The 22,366-nt window shown below is 67.5% G+C and carries 21 protein-coding genes and 2 pseudogenes; 15 read left to right on the forward strand and 8 right to left on the reverse strand.

What is annotated here, in order from left to right; genetic code table 11:
- Positions 1-38 precede the first annotated feature (38 nt).
- The gene (locus NS6_RS18815) at positions 39-2,189 is read right to left on the reverse strand and encodes an MMPL family transporter (RefSeq protein WP_040793562.1); all 2,151 of its coding nucleotides are present in this window, start codon (positions 2,187-2,189) and stop codon (positions 39-41) included.
- 320 nt (positions 2,190-2,509) lie between these two features.
- On the opposite strand from NS6_RS18815, the gene NS6_RS18820 reads away from it, so the two are divergent.
- The 3 genes from NS6_RS18820 to NS6_RS18830 all read left to right on the forward strand — a co-directional run bounded on the left by NS6_RS18820 (position 2,510) and on the right by NS6_RS18830 (position 4,357).
- Positions 2,510-2,995: a hypothetical protein gene (locus tag NS6_RS18820; protein ID WP_040793563.1), complete on the forward strand. Its 486-nt coding sequence runs from the start codon at positions 2,510-2,512 to the stop codon at positions 2,993-2,995.
- Positions 2,996-3,102: 107 nt separating this feature from the next.
- Positions 3,103-4,134 carry an urease accessory protein UreH domain-containing protein gene (locus tag NS6_RS18825; RefSeq protein ID WP_040793564.1) on the forward strand — a complete coding sequence of 344 codons (1,032 nt, stop codon included), beginning with the start codon at positions 3,103-3,105 and terminating at the stop codon, positions 4,132-4,134.
- 10 nt (positions 4,135-4,144) lie between these two features.
- A complete protein-coding gene (locus tag NS6_RS18830) occupies positions 4,145-4,357 on the forward strand; it encodes a heavy-metal-associated domain-containing protein (RefSeq protein ID WP_040793565.1) in 213 nt (70 codons plus the stop codon).
- Between the two features lie 293 nt (positions 4,358-4,650).
- Here NS6_RS18830 and NS6_RS18835 read toward each other — a convergent pair whose 3' ends face one another.
- Genes NS6_RS18835 through NS6_RS18855 form a run of 5 tightly spaced genes read right to left on the reverse strand, consistent with a single transcriptional unit; the run spans position 4,651 to position 9,135 of the window.
- Positions 4,651-4,998: a DUF3703 domain-containing protein gene (locus NS6_RS18835; RefSeq protein WP_040793566.1), complete on the reverse strand. Its 348-nt coding sequence runs from the start codon at positions 4,996-4,998 to the stop codon at positions 4,651-4,653.
- Positions 4,999-5,042: 44 nt separating this feature from the next.
- Positions 5,043-5,963 (reverse strand): sterol desaturase family protein, encoded by a 921-nt coding sequence (locus NS6_RS18840; RefSeq protein ID WP_040793567.1) that lies wholly within the window; start codon positions 5,961-5,963, stop codon positions 5,043-5,045.
- 42 nt (positions 5,964-6,005) lie between these two features.
- The gene (locus tag NS6_RS18845; RefSeq protein ID WP_051133679.1) at positions 6,006-6,785 is read right to left on the reverse strand and encodes a helix-turn-helix transcriptional regulator; all 780 of its coding nucleotides are present in this window, start codon (positions 6,783-6,785) and stop codon (positions 6,006-6,008) included.
- Complete coding sequence (locus tag NS6_RS18850; RefSeq protein ID WP_040793568.1) at positions 6,782-8,749, reverse strand: heavy metal translocating P-type ATPase; 1,968 nt, start codon at positions 8,747-8,749, stop codon at positions 6,782-6,784. Before NS6_RS18850 ends, NS6_RS18845 begins: the two co-directional genes overlap by 4 nt.
- Positions 8,746-9,135: an ArsR/SmtB family transcription factor gene (locus tag NS6_RS18855; RefSeq protein WP_040793569.1), complete on the reverse strand. Its 390-nt coding sequence runs from the start codon at positions 9,133-9,135 to the stop codon at positions 8,746-8,748. Before NS6_RS18855 ends, NS6_RS18850 begins: the two co-directional genes overlap by 4 nt.
- A 127-nt stretch (positions 9,136-9,262) precedes the next feature.
- Between NS6_RS18855 and NS6_RS18860 the strand changes: the two genes are divergently transcribed.
- Positions 9,263-9,880: a methyltransferase family protein gene (locus NS6_RS18860; protein WP_051133680.1), complete on the forward strand. Its 618-nt coding sequence runs from the start codon at positions 9,263-9,265 to the stop codon at positions 9,878-9,880.
- 243 nt (positions 9,881-10,123) lie between these two features.
- Here NS6_RS18860 and NS6_RS18865 read toward each other — a convergent pair whose 3' ends face one another.
- Both NS6_RS18865 and NS6_RS18870 read right to left on the reverse strand, forming a co-directional pair.
- Complete coding sequence (locus tag NS6_RS18865; protein ID WP_040793570.1) at positions 10,124-11,275, reverse strand: sensor histidine kinase; 1,152 nt, start codon at positions 11,273-11,275, stop codon at positions 10,124-10,126.
- Positions 11,272-12,042 (reverse strand): response regulator, encoded by a 771-nt coding sequence (locus NS6_RS18870; RefSeq protein WP_171048232.1) that lies wholly within the window; start codon positions 12,040-12,042, stop codon positions 11,272-11,274. The genes NS6_RS18865 and NS6_RS18870 overlap by 4 nt, the downstream gene beginning before the upstream one ends.
- 137 nt (positions 12,043-12,179) lie before the next feature.
- On the opposite strand from NS6_RS18870, the gene NS6_RS18875 reads away from it, so the two are divergent.
- From NS6_RS18875 to NS6_RS35925, 11 genes and pseudogenes are all read left to right on the forward strand, one after another.
- Positions 12,180-12,467 carry an SHOCT domain-containing protein gene (locus NS6_RS18875; protein ID WP_085995269.1) on the forward strand — a complete coding sequence of 96 codons (288 nt, stop codon included), beginning with the start codon at positions 12,180-12,182 and terminating at the stop codon, positions 12,465-12,467.
- Positions 12,460-13,974, forward strand: a complete 1,515-nt coding sequence (locus NS6_RS18880) for a multicopper oxidase family protein (RefSeq protein ID WP_040793571.1) — start codon at positions 12,460-12,462, stop codon at positions 13,972-13,974. The genes NS6_RS18875 and NS6_RS18880 overlap by 8 nt, the downstream gene beginning before the upstream one ends.
- Positions 13,975-14,049: 75 nt before the next feature.
- Entirely contained in the window at positions 14,050-14,691 is a 642-nt protein-coding gene (locus tag NS6_RS18885; RefSeq protein ID WP_040793572.1) for a DUF305 domain-containing protein, read from the forward strand.
- A 112-nt stretch (positions 14,692-14,803) separates the two neighbouring features.
- A complete protein-coding gene (locus tag NS6_RS18890) occupies positions 14,804-16,921 on the forward strand; it encodes a copper-translocating P-type ATPase (RefSeq protein ID WP_083874792.1) in 2,118 nt (705 codons plus the stop codon).
- 33 nt (positions 16,922-16,954) lie between these two features.
- Positions 16,955-17,800: a F510_1955 family glycosylhydrolase gene (locus NS6_RS18895; protein WP_051133681.1), complete on the forward strand. Its 846-nt coding sequence runs from the start codon at positions 16,955-16,957 to the stop codon at positions 17,798-17,800.
- A 337-nt stretch (positions 17,801-18,137) separates the two neighbouring features.
- Positions 18,138-18,539 (forward strand): MerR family transcriptional regulator, encoded by a 402-nt coding sequence (locus tag NS6_RS18900; RefSeq protein WP_040793573.1) that lies wholly within the window; start codon positions 18,138-18,140, stop codon positions 18,537-18,539.
- Positions 18,536-19,573: an alkylmercury lyase family protein gene (locus tag NS6_RS18905; protein ID WP_040793574.1), complete on the forward strand. Its 1,038-nt coding sequence runs from the start codon at positions 18,536-18,538 to the stop codon at positions 19,571-19,573. The genes NS6_RS18900 and NS6_RS18905 overlap by 4 nt, the downstream gene beginning before the upstream one ends.
- 130 nt (positions 19,574-19,703) lie before the next feature.
- Positions 19,704-20,081 carry an ArsR/SmtB family transcription factor gene (locus NS6_RS18910; RefSeq protein WP_051133682.1) on the forward strand — a complete coding sequence of 126 codons (378 nt, stop codon included), beginning with the start codon at positions 19,704-19,706 and terminating at the stop codon, positions 20,079-20,081.
- A pseudogene (arsB, locus tag NS6_RS18915) lies at positions 20,078-21,576 on the forward strand (ACR3 family arsenite efflux transporter). The gene NS6_RS18910 and the pseudogene arsB overlap by 4 nt, the downstream one beginning before the upstream one ends.
- Positions 21,577-21,607: 31 nt before the next feature.
- Positions 21,608-22,276 carry an arsenate reductase ArsC gene (locus NS6_RS18925; RefSeq protein WP_040793577.1) on the forward strand — a complete coding sequence of 223 codons (669 nt, stop codon included), beginning with the start codon at positions 21,608-21,610 and terminating at the stop codon, positions 22,274-22,276.
- Between the two features lie 18 nt (positions 22,277-22,294).
- A pseudogene (locus NS6_RS35925) lies at positions 22,295-22,366 on the forward strand (heat-shock protein HtpX); the annotation flags it as partial.

The raw sequence follows: 22,366 nt of genomic DNA on the forward strand, positions 1-22,366 counted from the left end.
CAACCAACAATACCCCCTGGGGTATAACGGCCGCCCTGTTAGTGATGGGCGAAACTGATCCGTGGCAGAACGCGGCGCATCCAGGCCGGTGACCACCAGGCCGCCCGGCCGGTGAGCCGCAGGATGACCGGCAGCAGGACCAGCCGCACGATCAGAGCGTCCAGCAAGACCGCGACACCCAGGATGATGCCCATTTCCTTCGGCGGCAGCGGTTCGGCGAGGGCGAAGGTGAAGAACACCGCGACCATGACCGCCGCCGCGGCGAAAATCACCCGCCCGGAATGGGCCAGCCCCTCCACTGCCGCGGTCCGGGCATCGCCGCTGCGTTCGAACTGTTCTTTCGCGCTGGCCAGCAGGAACACGGTGTAGTCCATCGCGATCGCGAAGATCATGGCGAAGAAGAACACCGGACCCCACCCGTCGAGGAACCCCTGCGGAGTGAAGCCGAGCAGCCCGGCGCCGTGGCCGTCCTGGAAGATCAGCTTCGCCACCCCGAACGCCGCGGCGGTGGAGCCGAGGCTGACCAGCGTCCCCAACACGGCGATCAGCGGGGCCTGCAGTGCGACCAGCAGCAGCACGAAGCCCAGGACCAGGATCACCGAGACGACGATCGGCAGGTAATCGTTCAGAGCCTGCTGCAGATCCAGGTTCTCCGCGGGCGCGCCGCCGACCAAGGCTCGGTCGGGCAACCGATCCCGCAACTCGTCCAGCACCGTGCTCATACGCTTGTCGGAGGGGTCCATGGCGGGCAGGGCCTGCATCATGACCCACCCGGAATCATCGGCGGCCGGCTGCGCGGGCGTCACCATCGCGATCCCCTCCCCTGCCGCTGCCTGGGCGGTGCTGTCGGCCTGATCGGCGGGGGCGATGATCTGCAACGTGCCGGGTGCACCGTCACCGAGCTGGCGCTGGACCAGCTCGTAGCCTTGCCGCACCGGCGCGTCGGCGGGCACCACCTGGATCGAGGGCATCGCAACTTTCAACCCGAGAACCGGTAGCGCCAGCACGATCAACACTCCCGCTCCGGCAATCGCGAACGGCCACGGCCGTTCGTGCAACAGCCGCCCCCACCGGGCAAACCACGACGAGCGATGCTGCTGGCGGGTTGCGTATGGCAACGCCGCCGCGTTGATCCGCTTACCGAGGGCGCCGAGCGCGGCCGGCAGCAGCGTCAGTGTCGCAGCCAGCACGAACACGACCGCGAGCATGATCCCCACCGCCATCGTGCGCACCGCCGGCGCCGGCACCAGCAGAACCGCCGACAGGCTCACCAGCACAGTCAGACCCGACAACACCACGGCCTTGCCCGCGGTGGCCATCGTCTCGGCGACCGCACGTCGCGCATCGGCGGATTTGCTCAGCGCATCACGGAACCGGGCGACCATGAACAGCGCGTAATCGATCCCCAGCGCGAGGGCGAACATCATCGCGAAGTTCATCGCCCACACCGAAATCGGAGTCACCTGATTCAGCAACACCAGGCCACCGGCCGAAGCCACCAACCCGGCCACTGTCAACAGCAGCGGTAATCCCGCTGCGACCAGCGAACCGAACGCCAGCACCATGATCAGCAGCGTGACCGGCCACGAAAACAGCTCCGCCTGGATCATCGCGTCGTGATTGGCCTTGTTGAAATCACTCCACAACGCCGAGGCCCCCGTCGGATACACCTCGACACCCTCACCCGAGAGTGCCGTCAACTCGGCTTTGTGTTCATCGACAGCGCGCACCATATCATCGGCCGACGCGTTCGCCCCCGCGATCAGAATGCCGGTGCGGCCGTCCGGGCTGATCGTCATTCCCGGTTGCGGGGCGATCACTGCCCCGAACCGGGAGTCACCGGCGAACACCGCTGACACCTCATCCAGGACGGTCTGCATCTGCGGATCGGAGAGCTGCGCGGTATCGGAATGCACCACCACCTGCACCGCCGCCGAAGAATTGCCGCCGAAGTTCCGCTGAGCCAGCTCGCGAACCTGCACGGATTCCGAACCGTTGGCCTGCCACCCCGCGCCGGCCAACGAACTGAACACACTCGGCGCCGCAGCACCGAGCGCGACCAGCACTACCAGCCACACACCGAAAACCACCCGGGCATGACCGGCCATCACAGACCCCCACCGCGCCAACACCCCCACTCGCCCCAGTTCAGCCATATCCGGCGGCCGAGCCGTCGTCGTCTCCGTCATGTTCCTCCGCCTCTCCGGTCGAGCTCGGCAAAAGCCTCACTTATACCCCCCGGGGTATTATCTTCACTGCTCGAATATATACCCCCTGGGGTATTCACTGGTGCGACTCTCACCACAGCGAGCGACAAGCAGGCCGCGCCGACGGTGAGCCGAGGTCGAATCGGAATCCGAGCATGAGCGACCACCAGGCGATTAGCGGCCGGCAAGTCGGCAGGGGAAAATGTTGGCTTCGCCCCGGCCGAAGGCGGTCACTCGTGTGTTGTCACCGCACGGCGCCGAGCTCCGACGTCACTGCAGGGGCCGACGCAGGCCGGTGAGAGATGCTCAGTAGGATCGCCGCCGTGGTCAGCGTCGCCTCTCCTGCACGGCGAGCCGGATTACTTCGGCTCGGTGTGATGCTGGCGGCGCTGATAGGGATCGCGCTCGTCCAGAGCGGGCATTGCCGTGCGGGCGACACGATGGGCATGTCGATGGCGGGCCCGGCCGATCACAGTGTTTCCCAGGTGGTGTCGACACCGCAGCCCGACGCCTCGCAGGAAACACTCCATCATGACCGCGGCGCGGCGGTGATACCGGTGACCGGGGCGCTTGCTGTGGGAGTGGTGGATCTCGGGCCCATGCCACCGGCCGGGATAACGATGGCCTGCCTGGCGATGTTCTTGGCGCTGCTGGCAGCAACCGTGCATTTGGCGCGCGGCAGCGAGGTCTCCCTCGTGCGTTGCGCGTTTCCACGGTCCGGTCGGCGGTTCACGGGTGCACTCCCGCGCCCGCCCAACCTCACCGAACTCTGCGTGATGCGGACGTAAACGGGCGGACAGCGGGTCGTCACTCGACGAACCGCCGGCCCCGACGCCCCTGGCGTCGAGGGGCACTTTCGCCTGTCCATGCTCTTCCTCACGCAGGAGTACCTTTCGTGAATCTTGTTGCTGTGCTCGCTACCGGCCTATTCGCCGGAGGCGTCTCATGTGCCGCCGTTCAAGGCGGACTGCTGACCGGGATGATCGCCCGCCAGCGCACCACTACGCCCGCCCCGCCGCGCCGAATATGGGCGCGGGTCGGTGAAGACCTCACTCCGGTCGCCGGTTTCCTGATCGGGAAACTGGTCTCACACACTCTGCTCGGCGCCGCGCTCGGCGGGCTGGGCAGTGCTGTTCAGCTGTCGGTCGCCGCGCGCACCTGGCTGCAGATCGGGGCCGGGCTGCTGATCATCGTTTTCGCTCTCGCTCAGCTCGGAGTGCCCGGTTTCCGCAAGATCGTCATCGAACCACCGGCCTCCTGGATGCGGGTCGTGCGCAAAGGCGCCCGTTTGCAGACCGCGGTCGCGCCGGCGCTGCTCGGTGTCCTGACGATCCTGTTGCCGTGCGGGGTCACTCTGTCGGTCGAGGCGTTGGCCCTGGCTTCTGGATCGCCGTGGCAGGGCGCGGCGATCATGGCCGTGTTCGTGCTCGGCACCGGTCCGCTGTTCGTTGTCCTCGGGTATGTGGTCAGAGTTGCGGCCGGGGCGTGGCGTGGCCGCCTGGCGGTCGCGACTGGAGTGCTGGTTCTGGGTATGGGTCTCTACACCCTCAACGGTGGTCTCGAACTGGCTGGATCGCCGCTGGCGGCGGGGCGACTCGCCGATACGTTCACAACTGGGCCGGCTCCGGCGGACGCCTCGGCAGCGATTGTCGCCGACGGAGTGCAGACGGTGACCATCACCGCACGTACAAACGCCTACGCGCCCGACCACGTCGCGGTCAAAGCAGGATTGCCGACCACGCTCGTCGTCGAGACCGACGGCACTCAGGGCTGTATTCGCTCCTTGGTCATACCCCGCCTGGGCATCCAGGAAATTCTGCCCGTGACCGGAGAAACCCGAATCGATCTCGGTGTCCTGGAACCCGGGCGCCTCGATTACGCCTGCGGCATGGGCATGTACACCGGCCTGCTCACCATCGACCGATAAGGATCATCCGTTGCCCATATTCACATTCCGCGTCGAGGGCATGCATTGCGGCAGCTGCTCACTGCTGGTCGACGACACCCTCGAAGACCTCCCCGGTGTCCTCAGCAGCCAGACCTCGGTGAAGAAACAGCAATCGACCGTAGACCTCGACCTCACCCACACCAGCCCCGAACAGGTGGTCACCGCAATCGCCGAACTCGGCTACACAGCATCGCTGGTATAGGCCAACCCCCCGATCGGCTGCCCGGCCGCGGCACCGGCTTCAGCCCGCCAGGGCAAGAGCGAACCTTTCCGCGGCCGGGAGCCGACCGAAGTACCAGGTGCGGCTGAGATGGCCGACGTCGGCGGTCGCCTAGTGCCGGAGGTCGTACAGGTTCCACCCGTCACCAGCCCGGTAGTCAGGCGTTCGCGGCCTCGCCGGCGGTGATCGGTTCCGGACGGGACGGGCAACCTCACCGGTCCGACTCGCCACAGATAATGGGCCGCTATTCGACGCGAGCGCAGGAGGCGGTGAAGTTATGCCGCCGTTTGTAGGAGCGCGTCGAGGTCCGGCGGCGTTGGCATGGTTTGGCGGAGGCCGACGTGGGCACGGCCGGTGTTGCCTTCGGGGGCGAGGCCGGCCAGTGATCCGGGTGCGGCGACGATAATCCGTACCACTTGGCCGAGGGCTTCGCGACGGTCGCGCTGGCGCACGGCGAGGGTGAACATGGCGATGTGGTTGCGGGTGTGCAGCCAGGGGTCGGGTTGGGACAGGATGTGTGCGCATTCCAGGTGGGTCCAGCGTTGTTCGGGGTCGGGTGTGGTCTTCGCCGCGAGCATTTCCTCGTGGTAGCGGGCGCGTGCGGCGGGCGGAATGGTCGGCATGGCCAGTCCTTTCGAAGGGTTGATGTGTCCTGTGGAATCGGTGGTCAGGCTGTCCTGACCTGTTCGCCGGTCCCCGGCGTACTGCTGGTGTCGGGAGCGAAGTGGCAGGCGCCGTGGCGGGTGAAGGGTTCGGCGAGCTGGGCGAGGTAGCGGGTGGGGTAGTCGGGCTTGGCGGCCATGCCGAGGTCTGCGCTGGTGAAGCGCTGGTGGGGGTCGTAACTGTAGGTACGGAGTAGGTGGTCCCAGATGAGGGTGAACAGTCCGAAGTTGACGTCGCCGATGCCGGCCCATTTGAGGTGGTGGAAGCGGTGGCCTTCGTTCAGGGCGAGGATGTGTTTGAACGGTCCGATGCGGTAGTCGGCGTTGGAGTGTTGCAGCAGCAGTTGCACCGCCACAGCCAGCGACAGTGCGGCGGCGACCGGGACCGGGACCCCGGCGAGCAGTAGCGGGGTGACGCCGGCGGTCATTTCGAGGGTTTGATGCAGAGGGTGTTTCATCAGGCCGTTGAGCCCGTAGAAGCGGGTGACGCTGTGGTGCACGGCGTGGAACCGCCACAGGATCCCGATTTTGTGGCTGGCGTAGTGGGCCAGGGTGATCCCGAGGTCGGCGACCAAGACCGCGAGTAACACCTGCACCACGAACGGCCAACTGCCCGGCCAGATCCCGTCCCCGGGGATGAGCGCGGCCAGGGCGGGGATCGCGGCGACGCTGGCGAGGATGAGGGTTTCGTTGACGAAGCTGTGGGCGGTGTCGCGGCCGGCATCGCCGCGGGAGGTGTTCCAAGACCTTTGGTAAGGCAGTAGGTGTTCGGCGGTGAACGACACAGCGACCGCGACAGCGAGCAAGACGATCAACAAGAGCTTGTTGGCGCCGGTAGCGGCCAGGGCGATGCCGGCGCCGTTGACGGCGAGCAGCATGAACGGGGCGTAGCCGTAGCGGATGAGCGGACGGACGAGCGTAAACATGGATCCAGCCTCACGTCCGGACCGGTTGGAGGCTTGAAGAAATCAGCCGACTTGGCCGGCGGTGCCCGGCTCTGGTCGCCAGCCGGTGGCGATCAGTGCCGCGGTGGGAGTGATGCCGATCAGCTCACGGCAGGTGCGGGTGAGGTGGGCGCTGTCGGCGAACCCGACGCTGTGCGCGGCTGCGGTCAGCGAACCACCTGCGCGCACGACAGCGAAAGCCTGATGCAGGCGGGTCCAGCGCCGCCACGCCGCATAGGGCAACCCGACCTCCTGGGTGAACACATGCGATAGGCGGCTGCCCGAAATCCCCACCCGGGCAGCGAGTTCACCCAGCGCGGGCGGGCCACCCGGCCACTCAGCCGCGGCACGCAGCGCGTCGGCAACGACCGGATGCGCTCGCTGCGGCCTGGCCGGGGCGGGGGTGAGCGCAAGTGCCGGCGGGCGCGGGCAGCCGGCGGCCACCCAGCTGTCGGCCTGATCAGCAGGCAGACCCTCCATCCGTGACACCGCCGCGCGCGCGGCGGCACTGTCGGGATCGAGGAACGCCACGAACCCCGTGGTCCCTGGTTCGGCGCTCACCTGGTGAGCGACACCGGGCGGGATGATCGCCACACCGGCGGCCGCGGTGCGCCCCGCTCTGTCAGTGAGAGTGAGCGCACCGTCGGCGACGAACAACACTTGCACCGCCGCATGTGCGTGTGCGGCCGTGTCTCCGATGCGGCCGGTGAACGCCATCAACCCCGGCGTGAACACCACCCCACCGCGCCACCGCGCCACCGAACCCGAAGCAGGGGTGGCCGGTGGCGCGGTGGCGGCGGTCATGACGGTGAACCGGCCAGTGCGGGCGAGGCTTTCACCGCCAGGGTCGGGGCCGGGGACAGGGGTTTGGTACGGCCGGCGCGGACACCGTTGGCGATGACCACGATCTCAGCGAGCTCATGCACCAGCACCACCGCCGCCAATCCCAGCACCCCGAACAACGCCAGCGGGATCAGGATCGTGATCAACGCCAGCGACAGGCCGACGTTCTGCAGCATGATCGAGCGGGCCCGTCGCGCATGGTCCAGTGCGCGGGGCAGGTGGCGCAGATCTTCGCCCATAAGTGCGACGTCGGCGGTTTCGATGGCGACGTCGGTGCCCATGGCGCCCATCGCGATCCCGAGATCGGCGGTGGCCAGGGCGGGTGCGTCGTTGACGCCGTCGCCCACCATCGCGGTGAACCGGCCCTGCCGCAGTTCGGTGACGATGCGGGCCTTGTCCTCCGGACGCAGATCCGCGTGCACGGTATCGATGCCCGCCTCGGCGGCCAGGGCTTCGGCGGTGCGGGTGTTGTCGCCGGTCAGCATCGACACCCGCGCTCCGCCGGCGTGCAGGCGCGCGATGACCTCGCGGGCTTCTGGGCGAAGTTCGTCGCGGACCGCGATCGCCCCGATCACCCTGGACTCGTCTTCGATTAGAACCGCAGTCGCGCCCGCGTGCTGCATGCGTTCCACGACACCGGCCAACGGCCCGGCCTCGATCCAGCCCGGACGACCCAATCGCACCGGGCGCCCATCGATGAGGCCGGTCAACCCGGCGCCCGTGACGGCTTCGACATCACCGGCGGGGGTAACAGTGTCAGCGGCGGCGAGGATGGCACGCGCGAGGGGGTGTTCACTGCGGGATTCCAGCGCGGCCGCGACCGCCAATACCCGGTCCCGGTCGACGCCGTCGGCGGTGGCGATCTCGACGACGGCGGGGTTGTTCGCGGTCAGTGTGCCGGTCTTGTCGAGCGCGACCTGGCGGACCTTGCCCATCGCTTCCAGGGCGGCGCCGCCCTTGACCAGCACACCCAGCTTGCTCGCCGCACCGATCGCCGCGACCACAGTGACCGGCACCGAGATCGCCAGCGCACACGGCGACGCCGCGACCAGCACCACCAGCGCCCGCTCGATCCACACCACCGGATCACCGAACACCGCACCGATCACCGCGATCGCGGCCGCGGCGACCATGATCCCGGGAACCAGTGGTTTGGCGATCTTGTCCGCGAGGCGCTGGGCTTCGCCCTTGCGGGCCTGCTCAGCTTCCACGATCCGCACGATCCGCGCCAGGGAGTTGTCCTCGGCGGTCGTGGTGACCTCGACTTCCAGGACGCCGGTACCGTTGATCGCCCCGGCGAACACCTCCGCGCCCGGCCCAGCCTCCACTGGCACCGATTCGCCGGTGATCGCCGAAACATCCAGCGCGCTACGGCCGTCGGTGATTACCCCGTCGGTGGCCAGCCGCTCGCCCGAGCGCACAAGCATCCGGTCCCCGACCCGCAACTCCGCTGGCGCGATCACGGTCTCGGTGCCGCCGCGCAGCACGGTGGCCCGATCGGGCACTAAGTTCAGCAGGGCGCGCAGGCCGCGGCGAGTGCGTGCGACCGCGTACTCCTCCAGGCCCTCACTGATGGAGAACAGGAACGCCAGCATCGCGGCCTCGCCGACTTCGCCGAGGATCACCGCTCCGATCGCGGCGATCGTCATCAGCGTCCCGACCCCGATCTTGCCCTTCGCCAGGCGTTTCAGGGTTGGGGGAATGAAGGTGTAAGCGCCGACAGCCAGGGCGGCGATCTCCAAGCCCAGTTCGACCGGGTGCGGGCCGCCGGTCCAGCCGACGATCAGCGCCGCGACCAGTAGCACTCCCGCCACCGCGGCGGCCCGCAGTTCGCTGACCTCCCAGAGTTTCTCCGGCTCCCGCTCCTCGGCCTCACCGTTCTCGCCGGTGGGTTCGTCGTGGCCGCAGCCGCACGCGTCGCTCATCCCCGCACCGCCGCGCTCGCCTCGGCAGAACCGGTGGAGTCGGTGCCGTAATTCGGGCACAACGCCACCGCATTCCCGGTCGCCGCCAACAGCGTCTCCGCCGAGGCCAGCAGATCCATCAGCTCGGGGCGGGCCAGGCTGTAGAACACCTGCCGGCCCTGCGGACGCCCTACAACGAGACCGCAGTCGCGCAGGCACGCCACATGCGCCGACACCGTCGACTGCGCCAACCCCAACCCCGCCATCAGATCCGCCACCCGCGCCTCACCCGCGGCCAGCCGATGCACGATCGCCAACCGCGTGCCGTCGGAGAGGCTGTGGAACAACGCCACGGCCGGATCCAGACCTTCCACACCGGCCAGGCATCCATCACCACTAATCGCCATAAGGCGATGATAGCTTTAAATCTCGATCAATCGTGCTTCGGCGATCACATCGAGGGAAAGCGGTACCAATGAGGGACGGACGAGCAGTAACCCCGCAGACCGGCACGAACGGGCGGGGTGAACGGTGATGGCTATCGCCGCACTCGTCGTGTTCGCGATGTTCGCGCTGGTAGCCGGAGGTGCGCGGGTGCTGATCCAGCGCCGCCGCACTGGCGACACCGGTATCCGGCAGTTCCGCCCGGCACCGGGATCGGTGCAGTGGTGGGCGCACTGGGGATTCGTCACCGGTGGCCTGATCACCGGCCTGGCCGCACCGCTGGCCGACCTGGCCGGGCTGGCACCGATCCCGTTCGCCGACCAGCCCGCTGTCGCTGTCGCCGGTGTGGTCGTGGCGGTGGCGGGCGTGGCGGCGACGTTCGGCGCGCAACTGGCGATGGGCGCCTCCTGGCGTATCGGCGTCGAGGACACCGAACGCACCCGATTGGTCACCACCGGTGTGTTCGGCTGCGTGCGCAACCCGATTTTCACCACCATGCTCGTCACCTTCGCAGGACTGGCCCTGATGGTGCCCAACCCGGTGGCGGTCGCCGGGTGCGTGCTGCTCCTGGCCGGTGTGCAGGCACAGGTCCGCGCAGTCGAAGAGCCCTATCTGCAGCAGGTCCACGGCTCCGCCTACACCGACTACACCACCCGGGTGGGCCGATTCCTGCCCGGCATAGGACGCAGCCGACAGTTACAGCGCTGACCGGCCACCGTCTCTCCGACGAGCACGCCACGTCCGGAACCTGCCAGAACAACTGGCGCGCACCGGCAGCGACCGATACCCGATTGACCCGGGCCAACTCGGGGGCGACGCCGACCTCGATGCCTATCCGCGCGATTTCGGCGGATGTCCCGGCGACCGGCCAGGGGTGAGTCCGGCCGAGGCAATCTCTGCGGTGGCCGGACGGGAGCCGGGTCGACGTCCGCCGACAAGGGTCACTGGTGGTCAGCGGTCACTGGTGGGCAGTTCGATGGTGAATTGTGCTCCCTGCCCGAGACCGTCGCTGTGTGCCCGGATCCGGCCGTGGTGGGCTTCGACTAGGGCGCGGGTGATCGTCAGGCCTATGCCGCTGCCGCCGTGGCGGCGGTCGCGGGCGGTATCGGCCCGGTAGAAGCGATCGAAGAGGTGGTCGAGATGGTCGGGGGCGATACCTTCTCCGGTGTCGGTGACGGTGATTTCGACGTGCCGGTGCCCTACTCGCCGGGTGCTGAGGGTGACCTCGCCTCCCTGCGGGGTGTGGCGCAGGGCGTTGTCGAGCAGGTTGGCCAGTACCTGCCCAAGGCGATCGGGATCGACGGATACGGCGGCGGAGTCCTGGATATGGGCGTGGAGCGCGACGCCATTGTTGTCGTATCGTTCGCGTACGGCCTGGGCGGCGTGGGTGACCAGCATGGCGGTGGTCGTGGGCACGGGCCGGATCCGGGTGAGGTGTTCCTCGGCGCGCGAGACCGCGGTGATGTCTTCGACCAGGCGTTCGAGCCGGTGGATGGCTGAGCGCAGGACCTGTCGGGTGTCGTTGTCGAAGGTGCGGACACCGTCGTCGAGCGCTTCGAGGTAGGAGTCGAGAGTGGCGATGGGCGTGCGCATTTCGTGGCCGAGGTCGGCCAGCATTCTGCGGCGGGTGGTTTCGGTGGCGTCGAGTCGGCGGGCGAGTTCGTTGACGGTGACGGCGAGTTCGTCGAATTCGCGGCCGAGCCCGGGGCTGTGGACGCGGGTGTCGTAGTGGCCGCCCGCGATCCGGGCGGTGGATGTGGTCACGGCGACCAGCGATCGCTGGACGCGGCGGGTGATGTACCAGCTCACCGCCAAGGCCAGCAGTACCGCGACCGCGACCGCCAGCCCCCAGGCGAGCACGATCGCCTGAGTGAAGGCTTCCTCGACGTGAGCGGTCTGGCTCGAGTCGTGAATACCGGCCTGACCGAGATGATCGTGAAAGATACCGGGCGCCAACGCCGAAGCGACCAGCCAAGCGGTGACGGCGCATCCGATCACCACGAGAGTCAGGGCGACGAACAGGCGGGTGCCGAAACTCGAACCGGTCCCGGGTCGTTCGACCGCTGCTGGTGCGGCGTCGGGTTCGGGGAGCGGGGGGTTCATTCTCCGCTACCCATCCGGTAGCCGACGCCGCGGATGGTGCGTACGTAGCGGCCGCGGGCGGCGTCGTCGCCGAGTTTGCGGCGCAGATGGCCGATGTGTACGTCGACCAGGTGCTCGTCCCCGATCCAGCTCGGGCCCCACACCGCGCCGATCAGCTGGGCTCGGGTGAGCACGACACCGGGATCGCGCGCCAGGGCGGCCAGGACGTCGAACTCGGTTCGGGTGAGCGCCACCGGCACGCCGTCGACGGTGACCTCGCGTCCGTCGGCATCGATGGCCAGGTCGCCGAAGACGCGGGTTCGGGGTGCGTTGGTCGAGCCTGCCGACCGGGTGGTGGCGGTACGTGGGCGGCGCATCATGGCCTGGACGCGGGCCATCAACTCGCGGGGACTGAACGGTTTGGTGAGGTAGTCGTCGGCACCGACCGACAACCCGATCAGGGTGTCGACCTCCTCGGCACGAGCAGTGAGCATCACGACGTAGGCATCGGAGAAGGTGCGCAGTTGCCGGCACACCTCGACCCCGTCCAGACTCGGCAGCCCCAGGTCGAGGACCACAACGTCTGGATCGACCTCCCGGGCGAGCGAGACAGCATCGTGGCCGTCGCCGGTGATCGTGGCATCGAATCCGTCGCGTTCCAGATAGCTGCCGAGCAGACTCGCCAGCGCCGCTTCGTCCTCGACGACCATGGCGCGCAGGCCGGTGGGCGGGCGCTGCGCCGGGACGGAGTCGGGGGCCGGTGCGGGGGTGCGCGTAGCGGAGGCCATGGTGTTCATCTTCACCGGACCACAGCGGCGCCGACGCCGCGGTGCGGCTTCTTGAGCAAATCTTCATACGACCTCTACCGGAGTAGCGGGACAGCCGCACCAGGCTGGGCACCCGAACTCGAGGAAAAGAGGCGAGGATGATGACCGGCTGGGTGAGTCAGACCGGCTGGGCGGGATGGACCGTCATGGCCGTCTGCATGCTCGTGTTCTGGGCCGCGGTGATCTACCTGATGGCAGCACTGTTCCGCACCGACCGGGCCGGCGACTCGGCGCGCCCTACCGATTCCGATCCACTGCGGATGCTGGAGTCGCGTTTCGCTCGCGGGGACATCGACGCCGACGAGTTCGTCGCGCGCCGTCAGCTACTGGCGCAGACCTTCGAGACCGCCGACGGCGACGTCCGGAAGGGGCACGTTCGTGAGTGAGGTGAACCGCCGGTCCTTCCTGGTCGGGTCGGTGCTCGCCGGCGCCGGGGTTTTGGCGGCCTGCGCCGGGTCGGGTTCACTGGGAGGTTCGCCGGTCACGGCGTCGTCGCCGATTGTGCGACGTCTCGAGCAGCAGCGCCGTACTCCCGGCCAGCCGGTGGTGTCGGCACGGCTGACACCGCGCCCGGTGGACGTGGATCTGGGGGGTCGCATCGTCTCGACCTGGGGCTACGACCAGAACCTGCCCGGGCCGCTGATACGGGCGCGGGCCGGGGATCTGTTGCGGGTGCAGGTCCACAACCGCCTGGAGGTGCCGACCAGTGTGCACTGGCACGGCATCGCACTGAGCAATGACATGGACGGCGTGCCCGGGTTGACCCAGGACCCGATCGCGCCCGGCGCGGGGTTCACCTACGAGTTCACCGTGCCGGACGCGGGCACCTACTTCTACCATTCCCATTCCGGGCTTCAGCTCGACCGTGGCCTCTATGGCGCCCTGATCGTCGACGATCCGCACGAGCCCGGCGGTTACGACCACGACTGGGTCGTGGTACTCGACGATTGGCTCGACGGTACGGGCCGGACTCCCGACGATGTCGCCCGCCAACTCGGCATCGGCAGCAGCACCGCAGGCGACACGAGCCGCCCCGGGATGAGCGGGATGGACCACGGATCCATGGACGGCATGGATATGGGCGAGGAGACGATGCGCTCACCGGTGCTCGGCGGCGCCGGTGACGTCACCTATCCGCATTTCCTGGTCGCTGGCCGGGTCCCGCAGGATCCGATGGTGTGGACCGCCGCACCGCGGCAGCGGGCGCGGATCCGGTTCGTCAATGCCGGCGCGGACACCGCTTTCCGCGTCGCCCTCGGCGGTCACCGCATGACGGTCACCCACACCGACGGCTTCCCCGTCGTGCCCCGGGACACTGACGCCCTGCTGATCGGCATGGGTGAGCGGTTCGACGTGCTGGTCACCCTCGGCGACGGCGTGTTCCCGCTGTTCGCGCAGGCAGAAGGGAAAACCGGGCACGGGCAGGCCGTCGTGCGCACCGCCGCCGGCGCGCTGCCGCCGCAGTCCCGCCCCGGCGAACTCGATCGGGAGGTGCTGCTGGGCACAGACCTGTCACCACGGGAGCAGGTGCGCCTGCCGCCCAAGGACAACGACCGCTACCTCAGCGCCGATATGGGCGGAACCATGTCACCGTATCGGTGGACTCTCAACGGCCGGGCTCATCCCGATAGCGCACCGCTGGATGTGCGGGAGGGTCAACGGGTGCGGATGCGGCTGCGCAACATGTCGGACATGTTCCATCCGATGCACCTGCACGGGCACACGTTCGCCCTCGTCGACGGCGGGGTTCGCAAAGACACCGTCACGATCCGTCCGATGCGCACCGTCGAGATCGAATTCGACGCCGACAACCCCGGCCAATGGGCCATGCACTGCCACAACGCGTACCACCAAGAGGCCGGAATGATGACCACCGTTTCCTACCGAACCTAGACCCGGCACACGCGACGGGCCGAGCCCGACCGCTGGTTCACCTGTTCTGTGACTCTTCGAGGAAAGGATCTGCACATGAACAAAACCAAAAAGACCCTCGCTGTCGGCGCTACCGCGCTGGCGGTGACATTCACCGCGGCCGCCTGCGGCGACTCCGACACCGACACCACCACCGCCACAACCCCGAGCGCGGCGATATCGGCGACAACTCCTGCCGCCGAGGACACTGCGGCCCACAACGATGCCGATGTGATGTTCGCGCAAATGATGATCCCGCATCACACCCAGGCCATCGAGATGAGCGACATGATCCTGGCCAAACAGGGCATTCCCGAACCGGTGACCGCACTGGCAAACCAGATCAAGGCCGCCCAGGGCCCGGAAATCGACCAGCTCACTACCTGGCTCGGCCAGTGGGGCGAACCTACTCAGATGCCCAGCTCCAGCGCTATGCCAGGTCACGACATGCCCGAGACGGAAGGAATGGAAGGGATGATGAGCGAGGAGGACATGCAGGCCCTGTCCGATGCGCAAGGCACCGAGGCCGCCCGACTGTTCCTCAACCAGATGATCGCCCACCACGAAGGCGCCATCGACATGGCACAAACCGAGATCGAGGACGGCCAGTTCCCCGACGCGGTGCAGATGGCCCGCACCATTGTCGATACCCAGCAGCAAGAAATCGACACCATGCGCCAACTGCTGACCACCCTGTAGCCGCTCCGGCTCGATACCGCAGCGCCCCGACCAGGCAGGAGGCCTCTCGATGTCGCATCCCGAGCACCGGCACCCCAACCCGGACCCGGCGCCCACCGGGCACGACCACGGCATGTCCACACAAAGCCCACCACCGGATGCTCGGGACCGGCCCGCCGGCCAGGGCGAACACCTCGCCCACGTCGGTCATGACGCCCACCCCGACCACGGCGATAACGGTGGTCATGATCGGCATGCCGGGCACGGGGCACACGGGGAGATGTTCCGGCGCCGGTTCTGGATCAGCCTGATCCTGGCCTTGCCGGTAGTCGGATTCAGCCATATGGTCGCCGAGCTGCTGGGCTACCATCTGCCGGAATTCCCCGGTGCCTCGTGGATCCCGCCGGTCCTCGGCACGGTGATCTTTGTCTACGGTGGGACGCCGTTCCTCACCGGCGGCTGGAGCGAACTGCGTTCCCGCCGGCCCGGGATGATGCTGTTGATCGCCATGGCGATAACGGTCGCGTTCGTCGCGTCGTGGGTTACCACCCTCGGGCTGGGCGGGTTCGAGCTGGACTTCTGGTGGGAACTGGCCCTGCTCATCGTCATCATGCTGCTCGGGCACTGGCTGGAGATGCGGGCGCTGGGCTCGGCGTCCAGTGCGCTCGACGCCCTGGCCGCGATGCTGCCCGATACCGCGGAGAAAGTCACGGGCGACGGTGTCGCCGAGGTCCCGCTGGCAGAGTTGTCCCGCGATGATCTGGTGCTGGTGCGTGCCGGTGCCCGGGTACCGGCGGACGGCACGGTCACCGACGGCCGGGCCGAGGTCGACGAATCGATGATCACCGGTGAGTCCAAGACCGTCACCCGCGATATCGGTGACACCGTGGTCGCCGGCACCGTCGCTACCGACAGCGCCTTGCGGGTGCGGGTCACCGCGGTCGGCGAGGACACCGCGCTGGCCGGTATCCAGCGCATGGTCGCCGACGCCCAAGCGTCCTCCTCTCGCGCTCAGGCGCTGGCGGACAAAGCCGCCGCGTTCCTGTTCTATTTCGCTGCCGGCACCGGTGCACTGACTTTCGTGATCTGGGCGCTGCTCGGCAATCTCGACGAGGCGGTGGTGCGCACGGTGACCGTCCTCGTCATCGCCTGTCCCCACGCCCTGGGTCTGGCGATCCCGCTGGTCATCGCGATATCGACCGAACGCGCCGCAAAAGCCGGAGTACTCGTCAAAGATCGTCTCGCGCTCGAGCACATGCGCACCGTCGATGTGGTGCTGTTCGACAAAACCGGCACCTTGACCCAGGGTCGTCACCAGCTCACCGGGCTCACTGCCACCGCCGGTACGAGCGAAGAGCACTTGCTCGCGCTCGCCGCGGCCGTCGAAGCCGATAGCGAACACCCCCTCGCACGGGCCATCGTGGCCGCAGCCGAAACCCGGGTTCTGGTATCGGAACAACTCACCGCCACCGATTTCCGCTCACTGCCCGGACGCGGGGTGCGCGCCGATATCGACGGCGCCGAGGTCACCGTCGGTGGCCCGGCCATGCTCGCCGATTCAGGGTTGCCGGTACCGGATGACATCGCCACGGTCACCCGCGGCTGGGTACAACGCGGCGCCTCGGTGCTGCACATCGTCTACGGTGACCGCGTCCTCGGCGCCGTCGCACTCGAAGACGCCGTTCGCGACGAGTCCCGCCGCGCCGTCGACGCGCTACACGGCCGCGGCGTGCAGGTCGCGATGATCACCGGTGACGCCCGTCAGGTCGCCGACGCCGTCGCCGCCGACCTCGGTATCGACGAGGTGTTCGCCGAAGTGCTGCCCGAACACAAAGACGCGAAGGTCACCGAACTGCACAACCGCGGGCACAAGGTCGCGATGGTGGGTGACGGCGTCAACGACGCTCCCGCGCTTGCTCGCGCCGATGTCGGGGTGGCGATCGGTGCGGGCACCGATGTCGCCATCGAGTCCGCCGGTGTCGTCCTCGCCGCGAACGACCCCCGCGCGGTGCTGTCGATCATCGAACTGTCCCACGCCAGCTACCGCAAAATGTGGCAGAACCTACTCTGGGCCACCGGCTACAACATCATCGCCGTCCCGCTGGCCGCGGGTGTGCTGGCGTTCGCGGGTATCGCGATCTCTCCCGCCGTCGCCGCGGTGCTCATGTCGGTGTCCACCATTGTCGTCGCGCTCAACGCCCAACTACTGCGCCGCCTCGACCTCGACCCGGCCCGCCTGGCCCATACCTGACCACCCACGAACCGAAGCGAGCTCCCTGTCCTGATGCCGAGATCGTCCCTGCGTCCCTGCGCGCGTATCCTTCTCCCCTTCGCCGCCCTGACCGTGCTCACCGGTTGCACCACCGGGCAACCGCTCACAACACCCACCCCGACGACGCCGATCCCGGCATTGTCCGCAACCGGTATCGCGTTGAGACCCGCGCTCGATCACCTGCACGGCCTGCACCTCTCCCCGGACGCAACCGTTCTGGCCGGCACCCACAGCGGCCTCGTCGCCCTCGGCGCGGACGGGCGCACAACCCCGGTCGGCGCCTCCGACGACGACTTCATGGGACTGACCGGCGTCCCGGGCACCGACCACCTGTTCGCGTCCGGGCACCCGGGCCCCTCGAGTTCAGCACCGAACCCCTTAGGACTGATCGAGAGCACCGACGGAGGCCACACCTGGACATCGAAATCCTTGACCGGCGAGGTCGACTTCCACGCCTTGGCCATCGACGGCCGGCTGCTGGTCGGATTCGACGGAGTCACCGGCCTACTCGCTTCCACCGACGCCGGCGCTACCTGGACTACGGGAGCCGCCGTCGGTGCGAATGCACTCGCCGTCACTGATACCGGGCTATGGGCCGCCACCGCCGACGGCCTGCAGCACAGCACCGACACAGGACGTACCCTCACGAACGTTCCCGGCGCGCCGCGTCTGGTATTGCTTTCGGCCGCAGACGACGGTTCTCTGTGGGGCGTAGATGTCGCGGGCGCGGCCTGGCGCAGCCGCACCGGCCGCACATGGGAACAGCGCTCGGTCGTAGGCCCTGTCAGCGCAGTGCTGGCCGCCGATTTCGACACCGCCTTCGCCGCGACAGAGCAGACTCTCTACCCATTGAAGTAGGGCCAGTTGGGTCGGATACCACGCCTTTTGAGGTAGGTAGGTAGGTAGGTAGGTAGGCGAAACAATGGTCGGCGCAGCGGCACCGTCGCGTGACGGCGTGATGAACACAGCACCCACCCACAGCTAACCGACGTAGAGACTCATGCCGATAGTCAGCGCGGCAAACGAGCTCATCATCGACACCAGGCCAGGCTGCCATCTGATTCGTAGGGTTCGGGTGGTCTCTGCCCGCGAATTCCGGCCGGTGCTCGGGAACTCGGAAAGCCGTGGGATCTGAATCGGCTCAACAGGACGATCCTTGACTCGGTACGTAGGTACAGGGTTGAGAATGAGGGGCATGCGAACTGGTGAGCTGGCCTCTCGGGCCGGTGTCAATGTCCAGACCCTGCGCTACTACGAACGGCGCGGCCTCCTGGCGCGGCCGGAACGGTCACCAGCGGGTTACCGCCGCTACCCCGAGGACGCCGTGGACGTGGTCAGGTTCGTCAAACGGGCCCAGGAGCTGGGCTTCACGCTCGATGAGATCGCCGACCTCCTACGGCTGGCCGACGGCGGTCCCGACGACTGCGACGCCGTCCGCGTACTCGCCGAATCAAGGGTCGCCGAGATCCGACGACGGATCGCCGACCTGCACAACATGCAGCGCGCACTGACCGAGCTCATCGCGACATGCGAGTTGCCCCGCGCTCACCGATCCTGCCCCATTCTCACTTCACTACAGGAAGGACCACGCTCATGAAGCTGGATATCCTCCAGGTCCCCGACTGTCCCAATGTGGCGGTACTCGAACAACGCCTCCATGAGGCCACCGCCGGTCGGCCGATCACGCCGGAGATCACCCACCACATCATCGATGACCCCGAGCAAGCCGCCTCGACCGGCATGACCGGCTCCCCCACCCTGCTGATCGACGGCCGCGACCCTTTCGCCACACCGGGCAATGCCCCCAGCTTGTCCTGCCGCCTTTACCCGCAGGAGGACGGAACGCTCGGCGGAGCCCCCTCGGTCACGGCGCTCCGCACTGCGTTGAGATCGACCTCGGCTGACGGTGAGCAACTCAGAAGCGACGCAGAAACCAGGTGCTGCACTCCGTCCACCGCGGACCCCGCCGCCGCACTGAGCACCTGGCGGGCGGCCGCACAACCGGCAGACCCGACGGAAACGGCCGTGCATCAGGCCATCCTGCGATTCTTCGCAACCAGCGGCTGCGCACCGACCGCCGCCCAATTAGCCGAAACCTTTTCTGGACACGCGGTGCCGATCGAGCAGATTCTGCAGCACCTCCACGACGCCGATGTCATCCGGACCGACACCGATGGGATCATCGTGGCCGCGTATCCGTTCTCGGGCACACCCACCCCTCATCGGGTACGAATCGCCGGCGGCCCGACTGTCTACGCGATGTGCGCCGTGGACGCACTCGGTATCAGCGCGATGCTCGGCACACAGGTCACGATCACCACCACTGACCCGGAGACCAACGACCCGATTACCATCACCGCCGGCAGCCAACTCGTCACCGCACAACCGGCCACCACGGTGGTGTTCGTCGGCGCACAAGCCGGCCTGGGCCCCTCTGCCGAAACCTGCTGCAGTCACCTCAACTTCTTCACCGAACGCCGCACCGCCCAGAAGTGGGCGGACGGTCACTCGGGCATCAACGGCGACATCGTCGAACTGCCTGACGCCCACCACCTCGGCAGCGTGATCTTCGGTGACCTCCTCGAGCCTCGAGCAGTCCGAGGTTGCCGCACACCCGCCACACCGATCTGAAGGCGGCAGTGGGCAGACACCGGCATTTTGCGATATCGCCGCGCAGCGGAACGCCAGACGGTCTCGACCACGGATGACGTTCACCCGGAGTTCACTTGCCTCCAGAATAGATAGTCGTCAATATCGACGTATGTCTAAATCGCAGTTGCCGGTGATATCGGTCGAGGCCTGCCACCCCGCCCCGCACGTACGCGAGCCACTGACGGCGCAGGCTGCGGTGGAGTTGGCAGCGGTGTTCAAGGCACTGTCGGACCCGGTGCGGCTGCGGTTGTTGAGCTCGATCGCGTCGCGGTCGGGGATGGAAGCTTGCGTATGTGATCTGTCCGAGGGCATCGAATTGAGCCAGCCGACGATCTCGCACCACTTGAAGGTACTGCGCTCTGCGGGACTGTTGACCAGCGAACGCCGCGCGTCCTGGGTGTACTACCGGGTTGTCCCGCAGGCTTTGGCGCGAGTCTCGGACGCGCTGCTGCTGGAAAGCGGCGAGGCTGCCGAGGTCACCGCATGAGCGCCACCGACACCACCACCGCGCCGGGTGTGGTCGGCAAGCTCTCCACATTGGACCGGTTCCTGCCCGTCTGGATCGGCGTGGCCATGGCCGCCGGTCTACTGCTCGGCCGTCTGATACCGGGCCTCGGCGACGGCCTGGCCGCGGTGGAAATCGACGGGATCTCGCTGCCGATCGCGATCGGGCTGCTGATCATGATGTACCCGGTGCTGGCCAAGGTCCGCTACGACCGCCTCGACACGGTCACCGGCGATCGCCGCCTCCTGATCGGGTCGCTGGTGCTGAACTGGGTACTCGGTCCGGCGTTGATGTTCGCGCTGGCCTGGCTGCTGCTGCCCGATCTTCCGGAGTACCGGACCGGACTGATCATCGTCGGGCTCGCGCGGTGTATCGCCATGGTGATCATCTGGAACGATCTGGCCTGCGGAGACCGCGAAGCCGCCGCCGTGCTGGTGGCGTTGAACTCGATCTTCCAGGTCATCATGTTCGCCGTGCTGGGCTGGTTCTACCTCTCGGTACTGCCCGGATGGCTGGGCCTGGAACAGACCACGATCGAGGCCTCGCCCTGGCAGATCGCGAAATCGGTACTGATCTTCCTCGGCATCCCGCTGCTGGCCGGATACCTCACCCGCAGGTTCGGCGAGCGTACCAAAGGCCGCGACTGGTACGAATCCACGCTGATTCCGCGAATCGGGCCCTGGGCTCTCTACGGCCTGCTGTTCACCATCGTGCTGCTGTTCGCGCTGCAAGGCGACCGCATCACCTCCCAGCCCCTCGACGTGGTCCGCATCGCGATCCCGCTGCTGGCGTATTTCGCGATCATGTGGGGCGGGGGTTACCTGCTCGGTGCCGTCATGGGCCTCGGATACGAGCGAACGACCACACTGGCGTTCACCGCGGCGGGCAACAACTTCGAACTCGCCATCGCGGTCGCGATCGCCACCTACGGCGCCACCTCCGGGCAAGCCCTCGCCGGGGTCGTGGGCCCGCTGATCGAGGTCCCCGTCCTGGTCGCCCTGGTGTATGTATCGCTGGCCCTGCGCAACCGATTCCGCGCTGAAGCCGAGGTGACGGTCCGGTGACTGTGTTGGTGCTGTTCGTCTGCGTGCGTAACAGCGGCAAATCGCAGATGGCGGCCGGGCTGATGCGCCAGGCCGCCGCCGGTGAGGTCGTCGCGCTGTCGGCGGGCACCGATCCGGGCGAAAAGCTCAACGCATTGTCGGTCGCAGCGCTCGCCGAGGTCGGGATCGATATCAGCGGCGGAGTCCCGAAACCGGTCGACGCCGGGCTGCTCGCTCGCGCTGATCTGGTGGTGATCCTCGGTCGCGAAGCCCAGCTCAACGTCCCGGACGGTGTGCGGGCGCTGTGGTGGGAGACCGATGAACCCTCGGAGCGCGGGATCGAGGGTATGGAGCGGATGCGGCTGGTCCGTGACGATATCGCCGCCCGCGTCCGGGCCCTCGTGGCCGAACTGAGCTCACCTGTCCAATCCTGAACCCTTCCTTCTCGAGTATCGGACAACGGATATGACCGAATCACCCCTTCCCGCTACCGCGTTGCGCGCGGATCTGTCCATTGACCAGCATGTGGCGTTGAAAACCGCGGCGACCCGGTTACAGCGGGAGTTCGACGGCACCTTCGGTGTGGAAACCATCGAACGGTTCCTGCACTCCTCCTACGAACAGTTCGCCGGCCGCGCCACCATCGTCAACTTCCTTCCCCTGCTGGCCGAACGGTTCGCCCGCCAACGCCTCCAGGCCCTGGCCAAGGTCGAAGGCCTCCACCACACCGGGACCCCGACCGTGCTGTTCCTGTGCACCCACAACGCCGGGCGTTCCCAGATGGCGCTCGGGTTGTTCACTCACCTCGCCGGCGAGCACGCCATCGCCTGGTCCGGGGGCAGCGAACCGGGAGACGAGATCAATCCGGCTGCGGTCGAGGCGATGGCCGAGATCGGGATCGACATCACCGGCGAGTACCCGAAGCCGTGGACCGAGGAGATCCTGAAAGCCGCCGACGTGATCGTCACCATGGGCTGCGGCGATGCCTGCCCGGTGTATCCCGGTCGCCGGTATGAGGATTGGGACCTGCCCGATCCGGCCGGTCTCGATGTCGCCGCGATCCGGCCGATCCGCGCCGAGATCGAAACCCGTGTGCGTGCCCTGCTCGCCGAACTCGACGTCCCCACCGCCTGAAAGGCTTTTGCTGTGACCGATAAGCCGAGTGTGTTGTTCGTCTGCGTCCACAATGCCGGGCGCTCCCAGATGGCCGCCGGATTCCTCACC

The sequence above is a fragment of the Nocardia speluncae NBRC 108251 genome (genome assembly GCF_001613245.1).
In the GTDB taxonomy this organism is placed as follows: Bacteria; Actinomycetota; Actinomycetes; order Mycobacteriales; family Mycobacteriaceae; genus Nocardia; species Nocardia speluncae.